The organism is Geomonas diazotrophica (assembly GCF_018919385.1).
In the GTDB taxonomy this organism is placed as follows: domain Bacteria; phylum Desulfobacterota; class Desulfuromonadia; order Geobacterales; family Geobacteraceae; genus Geomonas; species Geomonas diazotrophica.
The window spans coordinates 191,237-209,526 of the sequence record NZ_JAHLMF010000006.1; the positions used below are offsets into that span (position 1 = coordinate 191,237).

Annotated in this window: 14 protein-coding genes; 3 read left to right on the forward strand and 11 right to left on the reverse strand. The window is 65.2% G+C overall.

The window, feature by feature from the left end:
• The first annotated feature begins 198 nt into the window (after nucleotides 1-198).
• Nucleotides 199-1,893 carry a methyl-accepting chemotaxis protein gene (locus KOM00_RS08250; RefSeq protein ID WP_216498437.1) on the forward strand — a complete coding sequence of 565 codons (1,695 nt, stop codon included), beginning with the start codon at nucleotides 199-201 and terminating at the stop codon, nucleotides 1,891-1,893.
• Between the two features lie 127 nt (nucleotides 1,894-2,020).
• Nucleotides 2,021-2,986 carry a UDP-N-acetylmuramate dehydrogenase gene (gene murB / locus KOM00_RS08255; RefSeq protein ID WP_216498438.1) on the forward strand — a complete coding sequence of 322 codons (966 nt, stop codon included), beginning with the start codon at nucleotides 2,021-2,023 and terminating at the stop codon, nucleotides 2,984-2,986.
• Here the strand turns inward: murB and KOM00_RS08260 are convergent.
• Nucleotides 2,983-5,481: an ATP-binding protein gene (locus KOM00_RS08260; RefSeq protein WP_216498439.1), complete on the reverse strand. Its 2,499-nt coding sequence runs from the start codon at nucleotides 5,479-5,481 to the stop codon at nucleotides 2,983-2,985. The genes murB and KOM00_RS08260 overlap by 4 nt on opposite strands.
• Nucleotides 5,482-5,632: 151 nt before the next feature.
• Entirely contained in the window at nucleotides 5,633-6,310 is a 678-nt protein-coding gene (locus tag KOM00_RS08265) for a PilZ domain-containing protein (RefSeq protein WP_216498440.1), read from the reverse strand.
• Between KOM00_RS08265 and KOM00_RS08270 the strand changes: the two genes are divergently transcribed.
• Nucleotides 6,309-6,596: a hypothetical protein gene (locus KOM00_RS08270; RefSeq protein ID WP_216498441.1), complete on the forward strand. Its 288-nt coding sequence runs from the start codon at nucleotides 6,309-6,311 to the stop codon at nucleotides 6,594-6,596. The two genes, KOM00_RS08265 and KOM00_RS08270, sit on opposite strands and share 2 nt — an antisense overlap.
• A gap of 307 nt (nucleotides 6,597-6,903) precedes the next feature.
• Here the strand turns inward: KOM00_RS08270 and KOM00_RS08275 are convergent, their stop codons facing one another.
• From KOM00_RS08275 to KOM00_RS08315, 9 genes are all read right to left on the reverse strand, one after another.
• The gene (locus KOM00_RS08275) at nucleotides 6,904-7,104 is read right to left on the reverse strand and encodes a cold-shock protein (RefSeq protein ID WP_135870683.1); all 201 of its coding nucleotides are present in this window, start codon (nucleotides 7,102-7,104) and stop codon (nucleotides 6,904-6,906) included.
• 137 nt (nucleotides 7,105-7,241) lie between these two features.
• Nucleotides 7,242-7,970, reverse strand: coding sequence for a hypothetical protein (locus tag KOM00_RS08280; protein WP_216498442.1), 729 nt, complete (start codon nucleotides 7,968-7,970; stop codon nucleotides 7,242-7,244).
• Nucleotides 7,971-8,041: 71 nt separating this feature from the next.
• Nucleotides 8,042-10,579 carry a response regulator gene (locus tag KOM00_RS08285; RefSeq protein ID WP_216498443.1) on the reverse strand — a complete coding sequence of 846 codons (2,538 nt, stop codon included), beginning with the start codon at nucleotides 10,577-10,579 and terminating at the stop codon, nucleotides 8,042-8,044.
• A 99-nt stretch (nucleotides 10,580-10,678) separates the two neighbouring features.
• Nucleotides 10,679-11,437, reverse strand: coding sequence for an NADH-quinone oxidoreductase subunit B family protein (locus KOM00_RS08290; RefSeq protein WP_216498444.1), 759 nt, complete (start codon nucleotides 11,435-11,437; stop codon nucleotides 10,679-10,681).
• A 232-nt stretch (nucleotides 11,438-11,669) separates the two neighbouring features.
• On the reverse strand, nucleotides 11,670-13,181 hold the full coding sequence (locus KOM00_RS08295; RefSeq protein WP_216498445.1) for a hydrogenase large subunit: 1,512 nt from the start codon (nucleotides 13,179-13,181) through the stop codon (nucleotides 11,670-11,672).
• On the reverse strand, nucleotides 13,178-14,611 hold the full coding sequence (locus tag KOM00_RS08300; protein ID WP_216498446.1) for a proton-conducting transporter transmembrane domain-containing protein: 1,434 nt from the start codon (nucleotides 14,609-14,611) through the stop codon (nucleotides 13,178-13,180). The genes KOM00_RS08295 and KOM00_RS08300 overlap by 4 nt, the downstream gene beginning before the upstream one ends.
• Nucleotides 14,612-14,615: 4 nt before the next feature.
• Complete coding sequence (locus tag KOM00_RS08305) at nucleotides 14,616-15,257, reverse strand: hydrogenase (protein ID WP_216498447.1); 642 nt, start codon at nucleotides 15,255-15,257, stop codon at nucleotides 14,616-14,618.
• A 4-nt stretch (nucleotides 15,258-15,261) separates the two neighbouring features.
• Nucleotides 15,262-16,170: a respiratory chain complex I subunit 1 family protein gene (locus tag KOM00_RS08310; protein WP_216498448.1), complete on the reverse strand. Its 909-nt coding sequence runs from the start codon at nucleotides 16,168-16,170 to the stop codon at nucleotides 15,262-15,264.
• 101 nt (nucleotides 16,171-16,271) lie between these two features.
• A complete protein-coding gene (locus tag KOM00_RS08315; RefSeq protein ID WP_236026830.1) occupies nucleotides 16,272-18,248 on the reverse strand; it encodes a proton-conducting transporter transmembrane domain-containing protein in 1,977 nt (658 codons plus the stop codon).
• Nucleotides 18,249-18,290: the final 42 nt, after the last annotated feature.

Consider the following 18,290-nt stretch of genomic DNA (forward strand, 5'->3'; position numbering starts at 1 on the left):
TATCGCCAGGGTTCGGCACTACTTGAGAGATTTCTGCTGGGCACGCCTGCAGCCGGACCTGATCCGCCTCGAGCGCGCTGCAACTGCAATCGGCGCGGGTTCCCGTTCAAAAAGTCCTCAATCTATTGCTCGATCTGCCGATACGGAAAGGCGATGGAAAAGAGTAAGGCGACGTCGCCATTGGATGAGGTAACACACATGAGCACAAAATATCGGCTGTCCTTTCAAGCAAAGATCCTCCTACTGGTACTGGTAAGCTGCTGCGTACTTGGCGCCCCCACCGGTCTGACAGTTATGAAGCAGTTCTATGACCTTACCACCAGGTTCAACGAGTCCTACCGCGAGTCCCTCTACGCCAACTCCGACCTGCTTGCCAAGGCCGAGGTACAGACCGCTGTCAGCCTGCTGCAGCAGATCAGCGACCGGCAGCAAAGGGGCGAGATCACCGTTGAGGAGGCGAAGAAGCAGGGTGCGGACCTGCTCAGGGGGCTGAAGTTCGGCAAGGACGGATACTTCTGGGCCGATACCTCCGACGGCACCAACGTGGTACTGCTCGGGAAACCCGCCGAAGGGAAGAACCGCATGGACCTCCAGGACGCCAAGGGGAAATACCTGATCCGGGAGATCATCAAGAACGGCAAACGGCCGGGGGGCGGCTTCACCGACTACCATTTCCCGCGCCCGGGCAGCGACACGGCCGCCCCCAAGCGCGGCTACTCGCTCTACTTCCCCCCCTTCGACTGGGTCATCGGCACCGGCACCTACGTGGACGACCTGGACAACCTGGTGGCCAAGGCCGCAGACGCGAACAAGCAGTTGATCCTAAAGGACGTCTACCTGGTGGTGGCGCTCACCGTTGTGATCCTGGCCATCATCTGCCTGGCGGCGGTCCTGGTGGTGCGCCGGCTGATCGCCCACATCGGCACCGAGCCGGAGGAACTGGAGGAGATCGCCCAGCAGGTGGCGTCGGGCGACCTGACCGTGCGGCTGGAGCCGGGGAGAACCGGCATCTACGAGGCGATGCGCCGCATGGTCGAGGGGCTTCGGGAGGTGATGGAAAAGGTGAACCGCAGCGCCCTGGACGTCTCGGCCGCGGCGGGGGAGCTAAACGCCAACGCCCGCAGCATGGCCGACGACGCCGGCGCCGTGGTGAACCAGGCCGAGACGGTGGCGGTGGCCAGCGAGGAGATGTCCTGCACCAGCAACGACATCTCCCGCAACTGCCACCTGGCCGCCGGCAGCTCCGGGCGAGCCAGCACTTCCGCGCAAAGCGGTGCCGCCATCGTCAAGGAAACGGTTCAGGGGATGAACAGGATCGCCGACCACGTGCGCAATTCCGCCGGCGTGGTGGAGCAGTTGGGGACCCGCAGCGACCAGATCGGCGAGATCGTGGCCACCATCGAGGACATCGCGGACCAGACCAACCTCCTGGCGCTCAACGCCGCCATAGAGGCCGCCCGCGCCGGAGAGCAGGGGCGCGGCTTCGCCGTGGTCGCGGACGAGGTCCGCGCGCTGGCCGAACGGACCACCAAGGCGACCCGCGAGATCGGCACCATGATCAAGAACATCCAGCAGGAAACCAAGCTCGCGGTGCGGGCCATGGAGGAAGGGGTCGAGGAGGTGACCCGCGGCACCGGCGAGGCGGCCCGCTCCGGCGAGGCCCTGGAAGACATCCTGACCCAGATCAACGAGGTGACCAGCCAGATCAACCAGATCGTGACGGCAGCAGAAGAGCAGACCGCCACCACCCAGGAGATCACCAACAACATCCACCAGATATCCGGTACCGTACAGCAAAGCGCCAGGGGGGCGCAGGAGATCTCGGCGGCCTCCGAGCGCCTCTCCACCCTCTCGGGCGAGATGCAGGAGATGGTGCAGAGGTTCAGGCTTTAAAACGCACCACTGGCACGGCCCGGCGTTCCATCGGCACCGCCGGGCCGTCCGCCCACTCCGACCGGTCCGCCGTTCATCATCCTCACCACCAATTGGCATTCCAGCTAACTCGTGTATCATATTCGCTATGCCAAAATCCGACCTCGACCGACAATTCCGCCTCAACATCGAAGAATACGTGCCGCTGGCGCCGTTCACCTCCTTCCGGGTCGGCGGGCCGGCCCGCTTCCTCATCGGTGCCCGGACCCTGCGCGAGCTCCGGGAAGCGCTGCGCTTCGCTGACAGGATGAAACTCCCCTTCTGCATCCTGGGTGGGGGGAGCAACCTCCTGGTGAGCGACGAAGGCTTCCCGGGGGTCGCCATACGGCTGCTGATGAACCGGGTCACCCGGTCGGGCGGCATGGTCCGGGTCCAGGGAGGCTTCGACCTGACCGCCCTGGTACACCGGACGGTGGGATGGGGGCTGTCGGGACTCGAATCCCTGGCGGGCATCCCGGGGACGGTGGGAGGCGCGGTGCGGGGGAACGCCGGGGCCTACGGCGGCGCCATCGCTGATGCGCTGGCCACGGTCTCGGCGCTGGACGCCGCCACGCTCCATTCGGTGACGCTGCGCCGCGACCAATGCGCCTTCGGCTACCGGGACAGCCGCTTCAAGCGGGATCCCGGATTGATCGTGGTGGGGGCGCTGCTGGCGCTCACCCCGGGAGACCGGGACGAGATCGGGACGAAGGTCGCGGAAACCCTGGCCAAGCGGGAGGCGAAACAGCTTTCCTGCGACCTGAGCGCCGGTTCCTTCTTCATGAATCCGGTGGTGGACGACGCGGGGCTGATCAGGAGGTTCGAGGAGGACCAGGGGGTGCGCTGCCGGGAATGCCGCATCCCCGCAGGCTGGCTCATCGACCAGGCCGGGCTGCGCAGCCTGAGGGTGGGGGGAGCGGCGGTGAGCCACCGGCATGCCAACTACCTGGTCAACACGGGAGCGGCCACGGCGGCGGAAATCGTTGAACTGGCCAGACAGGTGCGCAAGGAAGTGCAGGTGAAACTGGGGGTCGTACTCAGGGAGGAGGTGAGCCCCCTCGGGGTGGTCATCTAAACGGGCGAGGCCACGCGCCTGAAATCCGCCAGGGCCTGCTCCAGCACCCCGAACAGTTCCGGCAGTCCCGCCCGCTCCTGTTCCTTTTGTGCGGACTCCTCAATCAGCAGCGCCACCGCGCGCATCACCTCGGCCCCGATACTGGCGGCGGCTCCCTTGATGCTGTGGGCCTGCAGGCGCACCTCCGGGTAGTCCTCCGCCTCGATCGCCCGCTGCAAGACCTTCATCAGTTTATCGGTGCTTTCAAGGTACTTCTCCACGAACATCTCCACGAACTCGGCATCACCCAGCCTCCGCACCAGTCCCTTGCGGTCGAAGACGGGAACCTCCACCTGCTCCGGCGAGCCGGCGCTGGGCGAACCGGTGTTTGGCGAGCCGGCCTGCATCGGACCCGCCTGCTCCTCCCCCCCCCGCGCGACGCCGTCACATGGCCCCGGCGCGGTGCAGTCATCTGGGCAGACGGTGGCACGCTCGGGGATCCAGCGCAGCAGCACCTCGGCCAGTTGGCCACAGTCGAAGGGCTTGCTGAGGTAGTCGTCCATCCCGGCGGCGAGGCAGAGCTCGCGATCGCCGGCCAGCGCGTTGGCGGTCAGCGCCACCACCGGCAGGTGCCCTCCCCCCTCGCTCTCCTCCCGATCCCTGATGGCGCGGGTCGCGGCGAAGCCGTCCATGTGCGGCATCTGACAATCCATGAAGACCAGGTGGTACTTCCCCTCGCCGGATGCGGCGACGGCAAGCTCTCCGTTGGCGACGATGTCCACCCGGCAGTTCAACTGCCCCAGCATATGCCGCACCACGTCCTGGTTCACCGGGTTGTCCTCCGCCACCAGGATGAGGGCGTCGAAGCAGGGCTTAGTCCCCCCTTCCAGCGGAGCCTGCTGGTTCGCCAGGCTTTCCGGTACTTCCTTGAGCACCTCGAGCCTGACGCTGAACCAGAAGGTGGAGCCGACGCCGTACTCGCTGGTAAGCCCGAGCTCCCCTTCCATCAACTGGGCCAGTTGCCGGGAAATGGCCAACCCCAGCCCGGTGCCGCCGAAGGTCCTGGTGGTCGAATAGTCCGCCTGGGAGAAGCTCTCGAAGATGTGCGCCTGCGCCTCGGGCCGGATGCCGATCCCGGTATCGGCCACCTCGAACCTGAGCCATCCCTCCCCCTGCTCGGCGAGGCGTGCCGCAGTCAGGCGCACTTCGCCGCGGCTGGTGAACTTGACCGCGTTGCCCAGCAGGTTGACCAGGATCTGGCGCAGGCGGACCGGGTCGCCCACCACGTAGCGCGGCAGGGCCGGGTCGAGTTGCAGCGAGATCCCCACCCCCTTGCGCTGCGCCACCGCGGCGAACATCTCCAGCACCCCCCCGAGAATGTCATGGAGGTCGAAGGGGGCGGGCTCGAGTTCCATGCGCCCGGCCTCTATCTTGGAGAAGTCCAGGATGTCGTTGATGATGGACAAAAGGGACTCGCCGGAATTGCGTACCGCTTCCGCAAACCGGCGCTGCTCGCCGGCCAGCCCGCTTTCCAGCAGCACCCTGGTCATCCCCAGCACGCCGTTCATCGGGGTCCGGATCTCGTGGCTCATGTTGGCAAGGAACTGGGACTTGGCGAGGCTTGCGGCCTCGGCCGCCTCCTTGGACACCATCAGCTCGGCCACGGTCTGGTTCAATTCACGGTTGGCAGCGGAGAGCTGCGCGGTGCGCCGCTGCACCTCCCCCTCGAGTTCCTGTCGCTGCGCCTCCAGTTGCTGGTCGCGCCGCTGGATCTGGACAAGCATCTCGTTGAACCCCTCGATCAAGGTCCCCAGTTCGTCGTTCCCCTGCTTTTTGGCCCGCATCGAGTAGTTCTTCTCCGCCGAGACCGCCTTGATCACCTGCGCCAGGTGCGTGATGGGCGCCGAGATCAGGCGCTGCAGCCACGACGCGAGGAAGTACACCAGGAGCAGGGCGCTCAGCATCACCCCGGTCACCAGGAGGAAGAAACGCGCCAGCCGGTCGGTGAACTCGCGGGGGTCGGATTGCAGCACCACGGTGCCGATCTGCTGGCCGTCCAGCAGGATGTGGTTGACGCCGTAGATGTCTTCGCCTATGGCCAGGGGTGAACGGGATTGCTGCAGGGTGGAGCGGAAGCTGTTCTGGTCGATGCTGATCCGGGTGCCGTCGATTACGGCAAAGGGGAGCGGACGTGCCTGCCTCTCCGGCGCCAGGTACCGGGCCAGCACCGTGTCGTCCTGCAGCACGATGAGGGCCGTGCGTATGTACGGTTTGGCCCGAAGGGCGGCGAGGGTTTCCCCGGCGGCCTGCCGGTCGTTGAAGGCCACCGCGGCGGAGCTGTTGTTGCCGATGACCTCCGCGAGCGCCGTGAGCTCGGTCTGCATCTCGCTGCGGAAGCGGTCCGCCTCGTTCACCACGAACGCAGCCGAAACCAGCGCCAGCACCACGGCGTTGGTGAAAAGGAGCATGGCGATGAGTTTTCGTCGGATGGAGAGGTCGCGGAGCCGGTTGATCATCTACTATCCCGTGGTGCCGGGGAGCGCAGCGCAGGCCGCGGGGTCCCGGGGAGCTTTTAATCCTTAGCTGATTACTCGGCATCGGGCGCGGATTCTTTAGCACCAAATGCTTCGGCAAAACATTGTCGGCGAGGTTTCAGTCGGGCGCGACCTATTTCAGCCATTCGACCTGGCGCGGCGACATCCCCTGGTCGAACATCACACCTATCCCGGGGATGCTGCGACACCGGCCCCAGGGGATGCACCAGCAGACGCCGGCCTCGATCGCCGCCTCGCCGGACAACTCAGGGAAGCGGAGCCGGACGCGGTCGCCCTTGGCGAAGGGGTGGGTGGTGTGCACGAAGGCGCCTCCCTGGGAGATGTTGACGGTGAAGGTCTTGAGGGGGGCGGCGGCGCAAAGGGCGGTGCTGGAGGAAAGCAGCAGGCTCAGGTAGCTGTCCTTCCTGGCGAAACGCCTCAGGCAGCGGGCGGAGAAGCTGCCGCAGCGGTCCTGTACGAAGCGGGCGAGCGCGGCGTCGGTGTCGGCCGCGGCGGGGGAGTTTTCCTGCGGCCCCAGGGTGATGCTCTGCTGCCTGGAGTCCCACTTGATGCGCAAGGTCGGGTAGAAGTTGATGCAATCGTAGGCGATGCTCTTTTCTTCCTTGGAGCAGCGCACCAGGGTCAGGATGTCGATCAGCAGCCCGTTGTAGGCGGACTGCACGGTCATGCGGAGCGCCTCGTTGAAATCGCCGGCGGTGTGGTAGCTGACGCCGATCCGGTCCAGGATCTGTTCGTAGGCCGATCTCGCCTCCGGCTCGCGCACCACCATCAGTATCCTTGGATCTTCCATGACGTCCGATAGCCTCTGTCCCAGAAAAGCCGGTGCCCGGGGGAGCGCCCCCCCGGGCACCGCAGGTAAAGTCCGCACCGGCGCCTATTTCTCCTCGGTCGCCCTGCTCAGCTCCTGCCGCAGCCGGTTGCTCGCCGCGAGCCTCTTGCCGGCCTTGCCCGCCATGATGTCCTGGGTGGGAAACCTCCTTGCCGTAGTAGGAGGCAGCGGCCTCATCGTCGACCTGGAGCGCCGCACCTTCCAGCGAGAGCCGGAGCTGACGGCCCCGGAACTCGGTCCTTTCTAGTGCTGTGTTTGTGTCACACCCCCGTGATACGTCGTCATGCCCCGGTCCCTGACGACCGCGTGTCCCACCACTGCGATGCCAGCCACAATGACCGCGATGCAGCAATACCTCGTTTTCCGGTTGATCTTCATGAACGAGCCCCCCGTTTAAATTAATTTTGACCAATAATGGATATCATAGGGGGAGAGGTTGTCAACGACGGCGACGGCGCCAGGGGCGCGGGGAGGAGGAGGGTATTGCGGAGGAACGGGACAAAAAAAAGTCCCGGATTGCTCCGGGACTTTTTTGCAGCGCTGAGGATGACCTTTTAGACGCGGCTCACATTGGCGGCCTGCAGCCCTTTGGGGCCCTTTGCCACTTCGAAGGTGACGCTATCGCCTTCAGCCAGGGATTTGAACCCGTCGCCGGTAATGGCGGAGAAGTGCACGAACACGTCGTCGCCGTTCTCCTGCTCGATGAAACCAAACCCCTTGCTGTCGTTAAACCACTTCACAGTTCCGTTAACCATTTACTTTTACCTTCTCCATGCTTTCTGCTTGTTATTTATTGGCCGGGTCATTCCGAACCTTGGCCACCTTAGCAGCTTGCCCCTGACAAAGCAAGCTATTTAAGTTTTCGGCATTTTCGCAGCGATCTCCTCGCCGGCTACGGGGTCAGCTTCACCGGATAGTCGATGCCGTCGATGGTCAGGGTAGTGGTAGCCCCTGCGTTGACGACGCTGGTGAAGTTGCGCACGAAAATTTTCTTCGTGATGAAAGTCTGTGTCTGCGTGACGCTGCCAAAGATGACCGTGGAATCGGGATTGACCACACCCGGTTCGGTAAGAGCGAAGATGGCGCTACCGGATGCGGAATCCTTGATGCTGATAGTGTGGGATGCCGCGATATTATCAACACTGCGAATTTCCGCATCGGCCTGGAGATAGGAGCCCACCGTGACCGGTGTACTGAAATCCCCGAGGATTTTAGTGGAACTGACGAAGTTGGCGCTCACGTTGCCAATCGTGAGCGTGCTCACGGTGGACGTTCCGGGGGTGCTTGCCGAGGTATGGGTCACCGTGACTTTCTGGCCGTTACTGACGGAGCCGCTTGATGCAGCGGCGCCGCCGTCGATGGAGAAGGTGCTGTTGCTCCAGGCAGAGCCGGTTATGGATACGGGGCTGGATGCACCGGTAAGACCTGTGACGGTGATGGCATCGGAGGTAACCGGTGCGCTTATTTCAGTGTTTGTTTTTGGCTGGAAAGAGAAGGAATCCGGGGTCGTCGGTTGTCTCACGTAGGGGGGGAACCACTCGATATCGCCGCAGCCGGCGATGCCGAGAACCAGCAACAAGGGGACCGTCCGCAAAAGGGCGCGAAAGAAAGAGGACTTCATGAGATGCCTCGCTCAGGGATTATTGGGCAAAGCCCGGATAGTACGCAAAGAAAGGGGCGTTGACAAGAGGATTAACGGCGCGGGGGGGAGCTCTCCAAGTTCAGCGAGGAGAGCACTTCCCGCAACGCCGAGAGCTTGTAGGGCTTTTGCACGAAACCGGAGATCCCCTTGCCCAGGAATTTGCCGGAGACCTCGTGCTCGCTGAACCCGCTGGACATGACCACCCTCACCCGCGGGTCGATCCGGCGTAGCTCCCTCAAGCACTGCTCCCCATCCATCTGCGGCATGGTCAGGTCGAGCAGCACCAGGACGATGTCGTTGCGGCTGCAGAAAATCTCCATCCCCTCCCGGCCGTCCGCGGCGCTCACCACCTGGAACCCAAGCTCCCCCAGCATCTCGCTGCCGAGGGCCCTGATGTTGTCCTCGTCGTCGATCAAAAGGACGGTCCCGCTCCCCCGCCAATTCTCACCAGACTCGGACTCAGCGTACCGAAGTCGGGCCGGCGCGTCGCCCGCGGGGAGTACCACCCTGAAGGTGCTCCCCCGCCCAGGTTCGCTCTGGACCCGGATCGCGCCAAGGTGGCCGCGCACGATGCCGAGCACGGCCGCCATCCCCAGCCCCCGCCCGGTGAACTTGGTGGTGAAGAACGGCTCGAAGATCTTCGCCATGGTGTCCCGGTCCATGCCGCAGCCGGTGTCGGACACCTCCAGGTAGACGTAGGGCCCCGGCTGGACCGGATCGGAGAGCCACCCCCCGTCGAGGCGGGACTCGGTGCACTGCACGCAGCCGGTCGAGACGGTGATGACCCCGTTCTGGTCGCCGATCGCCTCGGAGGCGTTGATTACAAGGTTCATCAGCACCTGGCGAATCTGGGTGGCATCGGCGGTGACGGCCGGCAGGGGACGGCTCAGGTGGTAGGAGAGCCGGGCCTTCTTGGAGACGGAGACGCTCAGCATGTGCCCCATCTCCTCAACCAGGCGGTTCAGGTCCAGTTCCTCGGTTATGAAATGCCCCTTTCCGGAGTAGGCGAGCATCTGGTGTGCCAGGTCCGAAGCCCTGGTCGCCGCCATCTCGATGCGGCGCAGGTTCTCGACCGCGGGGGAGTCGGGGGTGAGCCGCATCAGGGCCAGGTCCGTGTTGCCGACGATGACGGTGAGGATGTTGTTGAAATCGTGGGCGATGCCCCCCGCCAGCACACCGAGGCTCTCCAGCTTCTGGGCGTGCAGCATCTGCTTTTCCAGCTTCAGGCGCTCTTCTTCGGCCCTCTTTCTCTGGGTGATGTCGTGGGCGGACCAGATCACGCGCCCGCCGGGCATGGGAGTGACGTTGCCGGTGAACCAGACCTCCTCCCCCTCGATGTTGAGGCTGTAGTCAACCGTGACGGTCGTCCCGGCGGCAAGGGCCTTGCCGATGGTGGAGACGAAGAGGTCGGCCTGCTCCTTGGGGAAGAGGTCGGGGATCTTCTTCCCCAACAGCTCGTCGGGGGGGAGATACAGTTTCTTGGTGCTGGTGGGCGCGATCTCCAGGTAGCGCCCCTCGGCGTCCAGGACCAGGATGACCTCGGTGAGCGAGGCGAAGATGGAGCGCAGTTTCAAGTCCGATGCCTGCAGCGCCTCTTCGGCGTGCCTGCGCTCGACCACCTCGCTCTTAAGCCTGTCGTTTATCTCGGAAAACTCGCGGGTCCTCTCCTCCACCATGCGGCGCAGGACGACGGGCTGGCGGGCGAGCCAGTAGGCGGTCAGGGCGGCGAGGGTGCTAAGGACGAGGACCACTCCCCCCTCGGCAAGGAGCACCCGCCACTGGTACCACCCCCCCACCGGCTCCACCGAAAGGTTCCATTCGCCGTTCGGGATCACGATCTTCTGGCTCACCGGTCGCGTCAGCTCCCCCCCCTGTTTCCAGAAGAGGTCGAGCGTCCCGGTGTCGGGCTTGATCCTGGAGATGCGGTAGTTGAAGTCGGCGCTGAGGGTCCGGTGCAGTTGCAACGTGTCGAAGAAGGCCTCCAGCCTGATCATGGCCGCGGTGAAGCCCCAGAAGCGCTTTTGCCCCTCGGCCCCCTTCACGTACACCGGGAGCCTTCCCATGAGCGCCAGTCCCCCCTGGACCAGCTCGAACGGCCCCGCCAACGTGAGCGAACCGTGGCGCAACGCCGACAGGGCCTCCTTGTTGGTGTTGGATTTGTCCAGGAGGTTCAGGCCGATTGCCTTCTCGTTTCCCTGCAGGGGGAAGATCTCGGTGATCACCCCCCCGGGGACGAGTTGCAGGGCCGACAGTCCCGGGTACAGCTCGAGCATCTCCTTGGCCAGTTCCTGGAAGTTGTCGATCCTGCCGTTGCCCTGCCGGATGACCGCGGCCAGCGCGTAGGTGGAGGAAAGGGAGCGGTTCAGCTGCTCCTGGATGTCGTGGGCCGCCTTGATGGTAAGGTCGGTGACCGCCTGGCGGCGGAGGTTCTGGCGCTTGGTCTCGTACAGCAGCATGATGGAGCCGGAGAGTAACAGGCCGATCAGAAAGGCGAGGAGCGCGATGCTCCAGACACGGACGCTGTCCGAGCGGGGCGGGGGGGAGGAGGGTGATGCGGTCGGCGCAGGGCTCATGTGCGCATTGTACATGGGAACTCACTGTAACGGGTGCAATACGGCGAAGAAAGCTGCAACATCTTGAATAGCCGAAACTTCGCCGGAGTGCAAGCCTTTTCAGAGTCCGCCGTTTCAGCCCATCCGGTTCAAAAGGCGCAACAGTCCGTCGAGGATGGTCACCGGGTGCGGCGGGCATCCCGGGATGTAGAGATCGACCGGCAGCAGGGCGTCCACCCCGTCGTGGGCGGCGGGGGAACCTATGAAGGGGCCGCCGTTTATGGCGCAGGCGCCGCAGGCCACCACGAGCTTGGGGGCAGGGATCGCCTGGTAGGTCTGCAGCAGCGCCTCGCGCATGTTTTCGGTAACCGGGCCGGTGACCCAGAGGGCGTCGGCATGGCGCGGGCTGGCGACGAACTGCAGCCCGAAACGCCCCATGTCCCAGCCGATGGTGGAGAGGACGTTGCTGTCGGCCTCGCAGGCGTTGCAGCCGCCGGCGACCACGGAGCGGAACTTGAGCGAGCGGCCGAAAAGGGCCAGCATCTTCTGGTCCAGGGCCTGCGCCAGCCTGCGCTCCTCCCCTCCCCGCACCACCAGGTCCCCGCGTCGGTTCACCGCCAACCGGGGGTCGTTGGTGTAGGAGATGGCGCCGCTTGGGCAGGCGTCGGCGCACTCGGCGCAGAACAGGCACTTACCGAGGTCGACGGAAAGCCCCTCCCCACACCCAAGCGCCCCCACCGGACAGGCGTCGGCGCAGAGGCGACAGTCGGGCGGACAGAGGGAGCTTTTCAGCTCTGGGTAGCCACGGAAGCGCTCCGGCAGCGGCAGCGGCTCCTTCGGGTACGCCATGGTGCGGTGCCCCTGCTTGATGCGGGCGAGTATGGCCTTGATCATGATGCGACTCCTGTCTTCTGATAACCAAAACGTCGATTCATCCCCCCTCTCCCTTTGGGAGAGGGGCGGGCGGGAAGGACAGCACTTCGTGGCTACGCCCTCACCCGCCCTTCGGGCACCCTCTCCCGGAGGGAGAGGGGTTACGATTCCCCACCCACCGGGGAGGGTAAGATCCCCTCGCGTTCAAGGGAGGGAAGGTGCGATTCCCTGTCCCGTCCAAGGGAGAGGGAGATTAAAGGTCGAACCCGCAGTAGGAAAGGTTGAAGCTCTTGTTGCACAGCGGGAAGTCCGAGATCTGCCCCCCCCGGAGCGCCAGCGCGAGCCCGGTCCAGTTGTGGAAGGAGGGGTCGGTCACCTTGTAGCGCTGGAAGTGTCCCCGCGCGTCGGTAACCGCCACGTGACAGATCTCGCCGCGCCACCCTTCGGTGAGCGCCACGGCGAGATGGTCCCCCGCCACCTCGCGCACCGGGTTCGCCACGGAGACGCCGGGAAGCTGGGAGAGCTGTTCCTCGATGAAGTCGAGCGACTTTTCGATCTCCAGCCAGCGCACCAGGGTCCTCGCGTAGACGTCGCCGCTCTTCGCGGTCTCCACAGGGATCTGGCTCATGCTGTAGATGCCGAAGGGGTGGTCGCGGCGGATGTCCCGGTTGAGGCCGCTGGCGCGGGCAGCCGGTCCCACCAGCCCCAGCTCGATCGCCGTCTGCTCGCTCACCACCCCGGCTCCCTCCAACCTGGCGAGCACCGACGGGGTATCCCAGAGGAGATCGACCGCGTTTTGCACCTCCTCGCGGGCCACCTTGATCCGGTCCGAGAGCTGCCCTGCCCCATCGGCGGCGAGATCGAAGCGCACCCCACCCGGAAGGACCAGGTCGCGGCCGAAGCGGCTGCCGCAGATCCCCGCGGTCATGTTCAGAAAATCCCCGCGGATCCTGCCGCAGAAGGAGGCGGTGGGGAGGTACCCGACGTCCCCCGCTATGGCGCCCAGGTCGCCGGTATGGTTCGCCAGCCGCTCCAGTTCGAGGGCGATGCCGCGCACCACCTGGGCCCTGGCAGGCACCCGCGTCTCGGAAAGCGCCTCGACGACCATGGCGTAGGCGGTGCCGTGGCCGATGCTGGTGTCGCCCGCCACGGTTTCCATGAGCTTGCGCATCCGCTCGCCCGGGCGCCCCTGCATCATCCGCTCGACCCCACGGTGCTGATAGCCGAGCGAGATCTCCAGGTGCATCACCTCCTCGCCGAAACACTGGAAGCGGAAATGACCCGGCTCGATGATGCCGGCGTGCACCGGGCCGACCGCCACCTCGTGCACCTCCTGCCCCTCCACCCGGTAGAAGTCCATCACACCGATGGTGGGTGGGGGCTCGGGGGTCTCTCCGGGAAGTGAGCCCAGGGGGGGGGCGAAGCGAACCGGCTTGGGCCAGGGGTGCCCCTCCAGGTTCAGGTAGAACTGCTCGGCGATCTCGCGCTCGAACAGGTGCAGCTGCGGCGCCTGGGGCACCAGCGAGTAGAAGCTCTTGCCGGTGACCAGGGTGCTCATGACGCCAATGGTTGCGTGGCTCTTGAAGGAAAGGAGGCAGAACAGGCGCACCCCGTCCTCCTCCTGCATGCCGAAGTAGGAGACCACCCGCCAGCCGCCGGTAAGCGCGGTGAGAAGGGCCTGGGCGAAACGCTCCGGCGCGTGCTGCGGGATCTCCCGGCGCGACAAGACACCGCCGTTTTGGGTGAAGACCATGGCCGGACTCATGCCTCACCTCCCAAAAGCCGCGCCGCCTCGTGCAGGAGTTCCTGCAGCGGCGACGGGATCCACACCCCCAGCAACAGCACGAGCCCCATCAGCACCAGGGGGGGAAGTACGGTAGGAGCGGCATCGCGGTAGCGGGTCCGCTCGAGGTCCGGCGGCAGCTCTCCCAGGACCACCGGGAGCACAGTGGAGGCCATGCCGATGAAGATCAGCGCCAGGAAGAGGAGGAACAGCCCGCCGGTCCAGTGGTTCCCCTGCCCGAAGGCCGAGGAGACGATCAGGAACTCGCTGACGAAGGGCGCGAAGGGTGGCGACCCGGTGATGGCGAGGAAGGCCGCCAGGAAGAGCGCCGCCGACCAGGGGGTGCGCCGGAGGGCGCCGCGCACGAACTGGGTGCTCTTGGAGTTGAAGGCGCGGTGGATGTTGCCGCAGGAGAGAAAGAGCACCCCCTTGGTGAGGGAGTTGTTGATCATGTGCAAAAGCCCCGCGAAGAGCGCCCCCTTCCCCAGCCCGAGCGCCACCGCGATGATGCCGACGTGCTCGACGCTTGAGTAGGCGAGCATCCTCTTGAAGTCGCTCTGGCGCGCCATGAATACGGCGGCGAAGGCCATGGAGACGAGCCCCATGGTCAGGAGCACCTGCTGGAAGAGTGCCCCCTCACTGGAGGCGGCGGCCACCTGGTAGACCCGCAACAGCGCCAAGAGGGCGCAGTTCACGAGTCCCCCCGCAAGGAGCGCCCCCACAAGCCCCGGGGCCTCGCCGTAGGCGTCTGGCTTCCAGGTGTGCAAGGGTGCGAGCCCCATCTTGGAGCCGAAGCCGACCAGCAGGAAGATGAAGGCGGCGTGGCGCCACCCCGGGTGCAGCGCAGCCGCGTCCCGGATCAGGGAGGGGAGCAGCAGGCTCACCTCCTGCTTGGCCACGATGGTGGAGTAGGCCAGGAAGAAGAGTCCCAAAAGGGCGATGGCGATCCCCACCGAGCAGATGAGGAGGTACTTCCAGGTCGCCTCGATGGAACGGGCATTGTGGTTGAAGTAGATGAGCGGCGCCATGGTCAGGGTGGTGGCCTCCAGCGCGATCCAGAGGAGCCCCAGGTGCTGCGAGACGACCACCAGCGAGGTCGCGGAGAGGCAGACCAGCAGCGAAGCGCAGAGGACCCGGTTCGGGCGCTTGAGCCGGTAGCTTAGGTATCCCACCGCGTAGAAGGAGCAGATGGTGAAGAGAATGCTGTTGGCCATGAGCACCAGCTTGCCCAGGGCGTCGAGCAGTATCCATCCCGCCGGTGAAGCGGGGGGGGTGTGGACCAGGAGCGCGACGCTCACCCCGAGCTGCGCCAGGGAAAAGACGGGGAGCACCCAGACGCGCCTGCGGTTGTCCGGAACGAGCCAGGAAAATGCGGCGCCAAGAAGCGGAAGAAGGACCAGGGCCCACATCATGTCGCTATTCCTCCCTCAGCGCGGAGAGTCTCGAGGTGTCGATGCTCGAGAACTCGCGGCTGATGTGGTTGATGACGATCCCCATGACGAAGATGCCGACCAGGAGGTCGAGGAGCGCCCCCGCCTCCACCATGACCGGCATGGCGTCGGCGAGAAGCAGGCCGAACAGGAAGATGCCGTTCTCCATGAGGAGGTACCCCAGCACCTGCGAGATCGCCTTGCGCCTCCCCATGAGCACCAGGAAGCCGCTCATGAGCGTCGCGGCGGCGGCCGGCACGATCAGGAGCCCCTCGTGCTCAGGAGCGAGCGGGAGCCTGGCGGCGAAGATGAAGGCGAGCGAGGTGAAGAGCGCCCCCAGCACCAGCGAGGGGATGTAGCCGATGAAGGGAGAGAACTCGCGCTCGATCTCGGCCTTTTTGATGGCACGGATGATCAGGACCGGGATCAGCCCCCCCTTGACCAGGATGATGCTCACGACGATGAAGCTGACGTGCCAGGAGAAGGGGTGCACCAGCGCCGGGAGCGTCCCGAGCAGCACCCCCTGCACCGCCACGCAGCGCACCGAGAAGGCGAGCCGGCTGGTGCCCAGGACGGCGAAATTGATCAAAAGGCAGAGTACCAGCAGCTGGTCGGCCAGGGAATTCATAGGGTCACCTCACAACCAGAACCAGGGAGAATGCGGTCAGGATCAGCGCCGCCACCAAAAGCTGCGGCACGCGGATCAGCCTCAGGCGTGCCATCACCGACTCGACCACCCCGATGGCCACGGCGAGGAGGAGCATCCCCGCCGCGAACACCACCCAGTCGACATAGGGGTTGCCGGAGGCAAAGGGGAGCGCGATGTTCACGAAGAGGGCGCCCAAAAGGTAGAGCTTCAGCGCGGCGCCGTAGAGGACGCAGCTGAAGTAGGGGCCGCTGTGGTCCAGCACCATCACCTCGTGGATCATGGTGAGCTCGAGGTGGGTGTTGGGATCGTCGAAGGGGATGCGGCAGTTCTCCGCCAAAAGTACCACGAAGAGGCCGGCCAGAAGCAGGAGGAGCGAGGCGCCGGTCGCCATCCAGACCGGGAGCGTCACGTGCTGCAGCATGGGGGTGAGGCTCATGGTCCCGGAGAGTCTGGTCAGGGTGATCAGCGCGAAGAAGAGCGTCGGCTCGGCAAGACAGGAGAAGCTCACCTCGCGTGCCGCCCCCATCCCCTCGAAGCTGGAGGCGGTGTCGAGCGCCGCCGTCGTGGTGAAGAAACGCCCCAGGGCGAAGAGGTAGGCGAAGAGGATCATGTCCCCCTCGAAGGAGACCGGGGCCGGGTGCTTGCCCAGCGGCACCAAAAGCGCGGCAAACAAGGTGGCGGCAAGGGTGACCACCGGCCCGGCGCGGAAGATCCAGGTGGTGCTGTCGGAGAGGACGATCCCCTTTTTCATGAGCCGAGCCATGTCGTAGTAGGGCTGCAGGAAGGGAGCGCCCACCCGCCCGGCGAAGGCCGCCTTGGTCTTGCCGATCACCCCCAGTAACAGCGGGGGCATGGCCAGCACCAGCACCACGTGGAAGATTGTGTCGATCATGTCCAACTCCTATTGAGTAAGAGTCGCTCAGGGTTTCGTTGTTGCGTTCTTGTTGCCTTCCCCATGCTCTCCCTCTCCCCCTGGGAGAGGGCACTCTCATCTTAATGCACCCACAAAAGGAGCAGCATCAGCGTCACGAAGATGTAGAGGATGTAGATCTGCACCTCGCCGTGCTGCAGTCGTCTCACGAAGGCGCAGGCGATCCCGGCGACGCTCAGAACCGGCAGCACCACCCGATGCAACAGGGTCTCTTCGGGGTGATACGTGAAGTGCGCCACGGCAGGAGCAAGGCCGCTCACGGGGTCCACGGTGATCCGGGTGCGGATCAGGGCGCCGGACAGCGATGAGAAAAAGGCGCCGAAAGAGCTGCCGGTGTACTGGATGCGCGGCGAAGGGCGCAGATAGCCGCACCCCCAGGTCGAAGCGGTGGCGGTGCGCCCCTTGGTCTTCCCCTGCAGGAACAGGAACAGCCCCGCTGCCAAACAGATCACGCTCCCCCCCGCCAGCGTGAACCAGACCGGTGCTATGGGGAGCGCCATCGAGCGTGCCAGATCGGGGGCGAGCCCCCTGATTGCGGGCTGCACCAGGGCCAGGAAGAGCTGCGGGAAAAGGCCTCCGGTGAGGGCGAGGCATGCCAGCAGGGCGATGGGGGCGAGCATGGTCCCGGTCGCCTCGTGGGCCTTGGCTGCGGCGGCCGTGCGGGGCTCGCCCAGGAACGCGATGCCGTAGAGCTTCACGAAGGAGATCACCGCGACACCCCCCACCAGCGCCAGCACCGGCGCCCCGAGGGCCAAAAAGGGCTGGCCGGCGCGCGCCTCTCCGAAGAAACCGAGATACAGGAGCATCTCGCTGGCAAAGCCGTTGAAGGGGGGGAGTCCGCAGATGGCGACGGCGCCGCACAGGGTGAAGAATGCGGTGTAGGGAAGCCGGCGCGCCAGCCCCCCCATCCGGTCCAGGTCGCGGGTGCCGGCGGCGTGCATGACGCTCCCGGCGCAGAAAAAGAGCAGCGGCTTGAAGATGACGTGGTTCAGCACGTGGAAGAGCGCACCGGCGAGCCCCAGGAAGGCGAGCCGCTGGTTCCCGGTCCCCTCCCCCAGGAGGAACATCCCGATACCCGCGCTGATGATGCCGAGGTTCTCGATGCTGCTGTAGGCCAAAAGGCGCTTGATGTCCTTCTGTGCAGAGGCGACGCAGATCCCCATCACGGCCGAGGCGAGGCCCGCCACGACGAGAACCCCGCCCCACCAGAGGGGGCGCTCCGGGAAGAAGGAGATCACGCGCAGGATGCCGTACACCCCGATCTTCAGCATGACGCCGGAGAGAATGGCCGAGACGTGGCTCGGGGCGTTGGCGTGCGCGGAGGGGAGCCACAGGTGCAGCGGCATGATGCCCGCCTTGGAGCCGAAACCGGCCAGGGCGAGCCAGAACAGGGTGGCGGCAAGCCCCGCGCCGACGGCGAGGGAGCCGGCCGCGGGAAAGCCGAAACTGCCGGTGATCATGAACAAAGAGGCGAACAGGAGCAAAAGCGCCGCTCCACCCAGGTGGCTCGCCACCAGGTAGACGGTCCCGGCGCCACGCACCTCTCCCTCGCGGTGCTCCGCGACCAGCAGGAAGTAGCCGGAAAGCGCCATGAGCTCCCACGCCATCACGAACAGCGCTCCGTTACGGGACACCACCACGAGCGCCATGGCGCAGGCCAGCAAACCGTAAAAAAAGGTGACGCTTCTTTGGGAGCTGTGCGAGGCGGCGGGCCAGTAACCGAGGGCGTAGAGGGAGCCGGCGGGGAAGATCAGGAAGATGGGGATCAAAAAGAATAGAGAAAGAGGGTCTAGGGCGACTTCGCAGGGGCCGAAGGGGAGGTTCCAGTTCAGGAGGAAGCTTGCTTCTCCTCCCCCGAGCAGCAGGTAGAGAAGAGACGGTAACGCGAGGAGAGAGCTTGTCAGCGCGGCTACCGAGGCCAGCCGTTGTCCGAGTGTCCCGTCTCTCAACAAAAGACCGGGGAGCCCCGAACAGCCGGCTAGAGCTATTGAGCAAAGGACCAGGGAAGCCGGGTCCCGCATCATGTCAAAAAACAACATAACCCACCCTTTCGAACCAGGAACGGATCTTCAATCTGCCCA

Excerpts from the sequence above, each read along its gene's own strand:
- KOM00_RS08285 (WP_216498443.1), bottom strand. The coding sequence starts at position 10,579 with ATGTACAATGCGCACATGAGCCCTGCGCCGACCGCATCACCCTCCTCC.
- KOM00_RS08280 (WP_216498442.1), bottom strand. The coding sequence starts at position 7,970 with ATGAAGTCCTCTTTCTTTCGCGCCCTTTTGCGGACGGTCCCCTTGTTG.
- KOM00_RS08300 (WP_216498446.1), bottom strand. The coding sequence starts at position 14,611 with ATGATGTGGGCCCTGGTCCTTCTTCCGCTTCTTGGCGCCGCATTTTCC.
- KOM00_RS08250 (WP_216498437.1), top strand. The coding sequence starts at position 199 with ATGAGCACAAAATATCGGCTGTCCTTTCAAGCAAAGATCCTCCTACTG.
- KOM00_RS08310 (WP_216498448.1), bottom strand. The coding sequence starts at position 16,170 with ATGATCGACACAATCTTCCACGTGGTGCTGGTGCTGGCCATGCCCCCG.
- KOM00_RS08270 (WP_216498441.1), top strand. The coding sequence starts at position 6,309 with ATGACGTCCGATAGCCTCTGTCCCAGAAAAGCCGGTGCCCGGGGGAGC.
- KOM00_RS08265 (WP_216498440.1), bottom strand. The coding sequence starts at position 6,310 with ATGGAAGATCCAAGGATACTGATGGTGGTGCGCGAGCCGGAGGCGAGA.
- KOM00_RS08290 (WP_216498444.1), bottom strand. The coding sequence starts at position 11,437 with ATGATCAAGGCCATACTCGCCCGCATCAAGCAGGGGCACCGCACCATG.
- KOM00_RS08295 (WP_216498445.1), bottom strand. The coding sequence starts at position 13,181 with ATGAGTCCGGCCATGGTCTTCACCCAAAACGGCGGTGTCTTGTCGCGC.
- KOM00_RS08315 (WP_236026830.1), bottom strand. The coding sequence starts at position 18,248 with ATGTTGTTTTTTGACATGATGCGGGACCCGGCTTCCCTGGTCCTTTGC.
- KOM00_RS08275 (WP_135870683.1), bottom strand. The coding sequence starts at position 7,104 with ATGGTTAACGGAACTGTGAAGTGGTTTAACGACAGCAAGGGGTTTGGT.
- KOM00_RS08305 (WP_216498447.1), bottom strand. The coding sequence starts at position 15,257 with ATGAATTCCCTGGCCGACCAGCTGCTGGTACTCTGCCTTTTGATCAAT.
- murB (WP_216498438.1), top strand. The coding sequence starts at position 2,021 with ATGCCAAAATCCGACCTCGACCGACAATTCCGCCTCAACATCGAAGAA.
- KOM00_RS08260 (WP_216498439.1), bottom strand. The coding sequence starts at position 5,481 with ATGATCAACCGGCTCCGCGACCTCTCCATCCGACGAAAACTCATCGCC.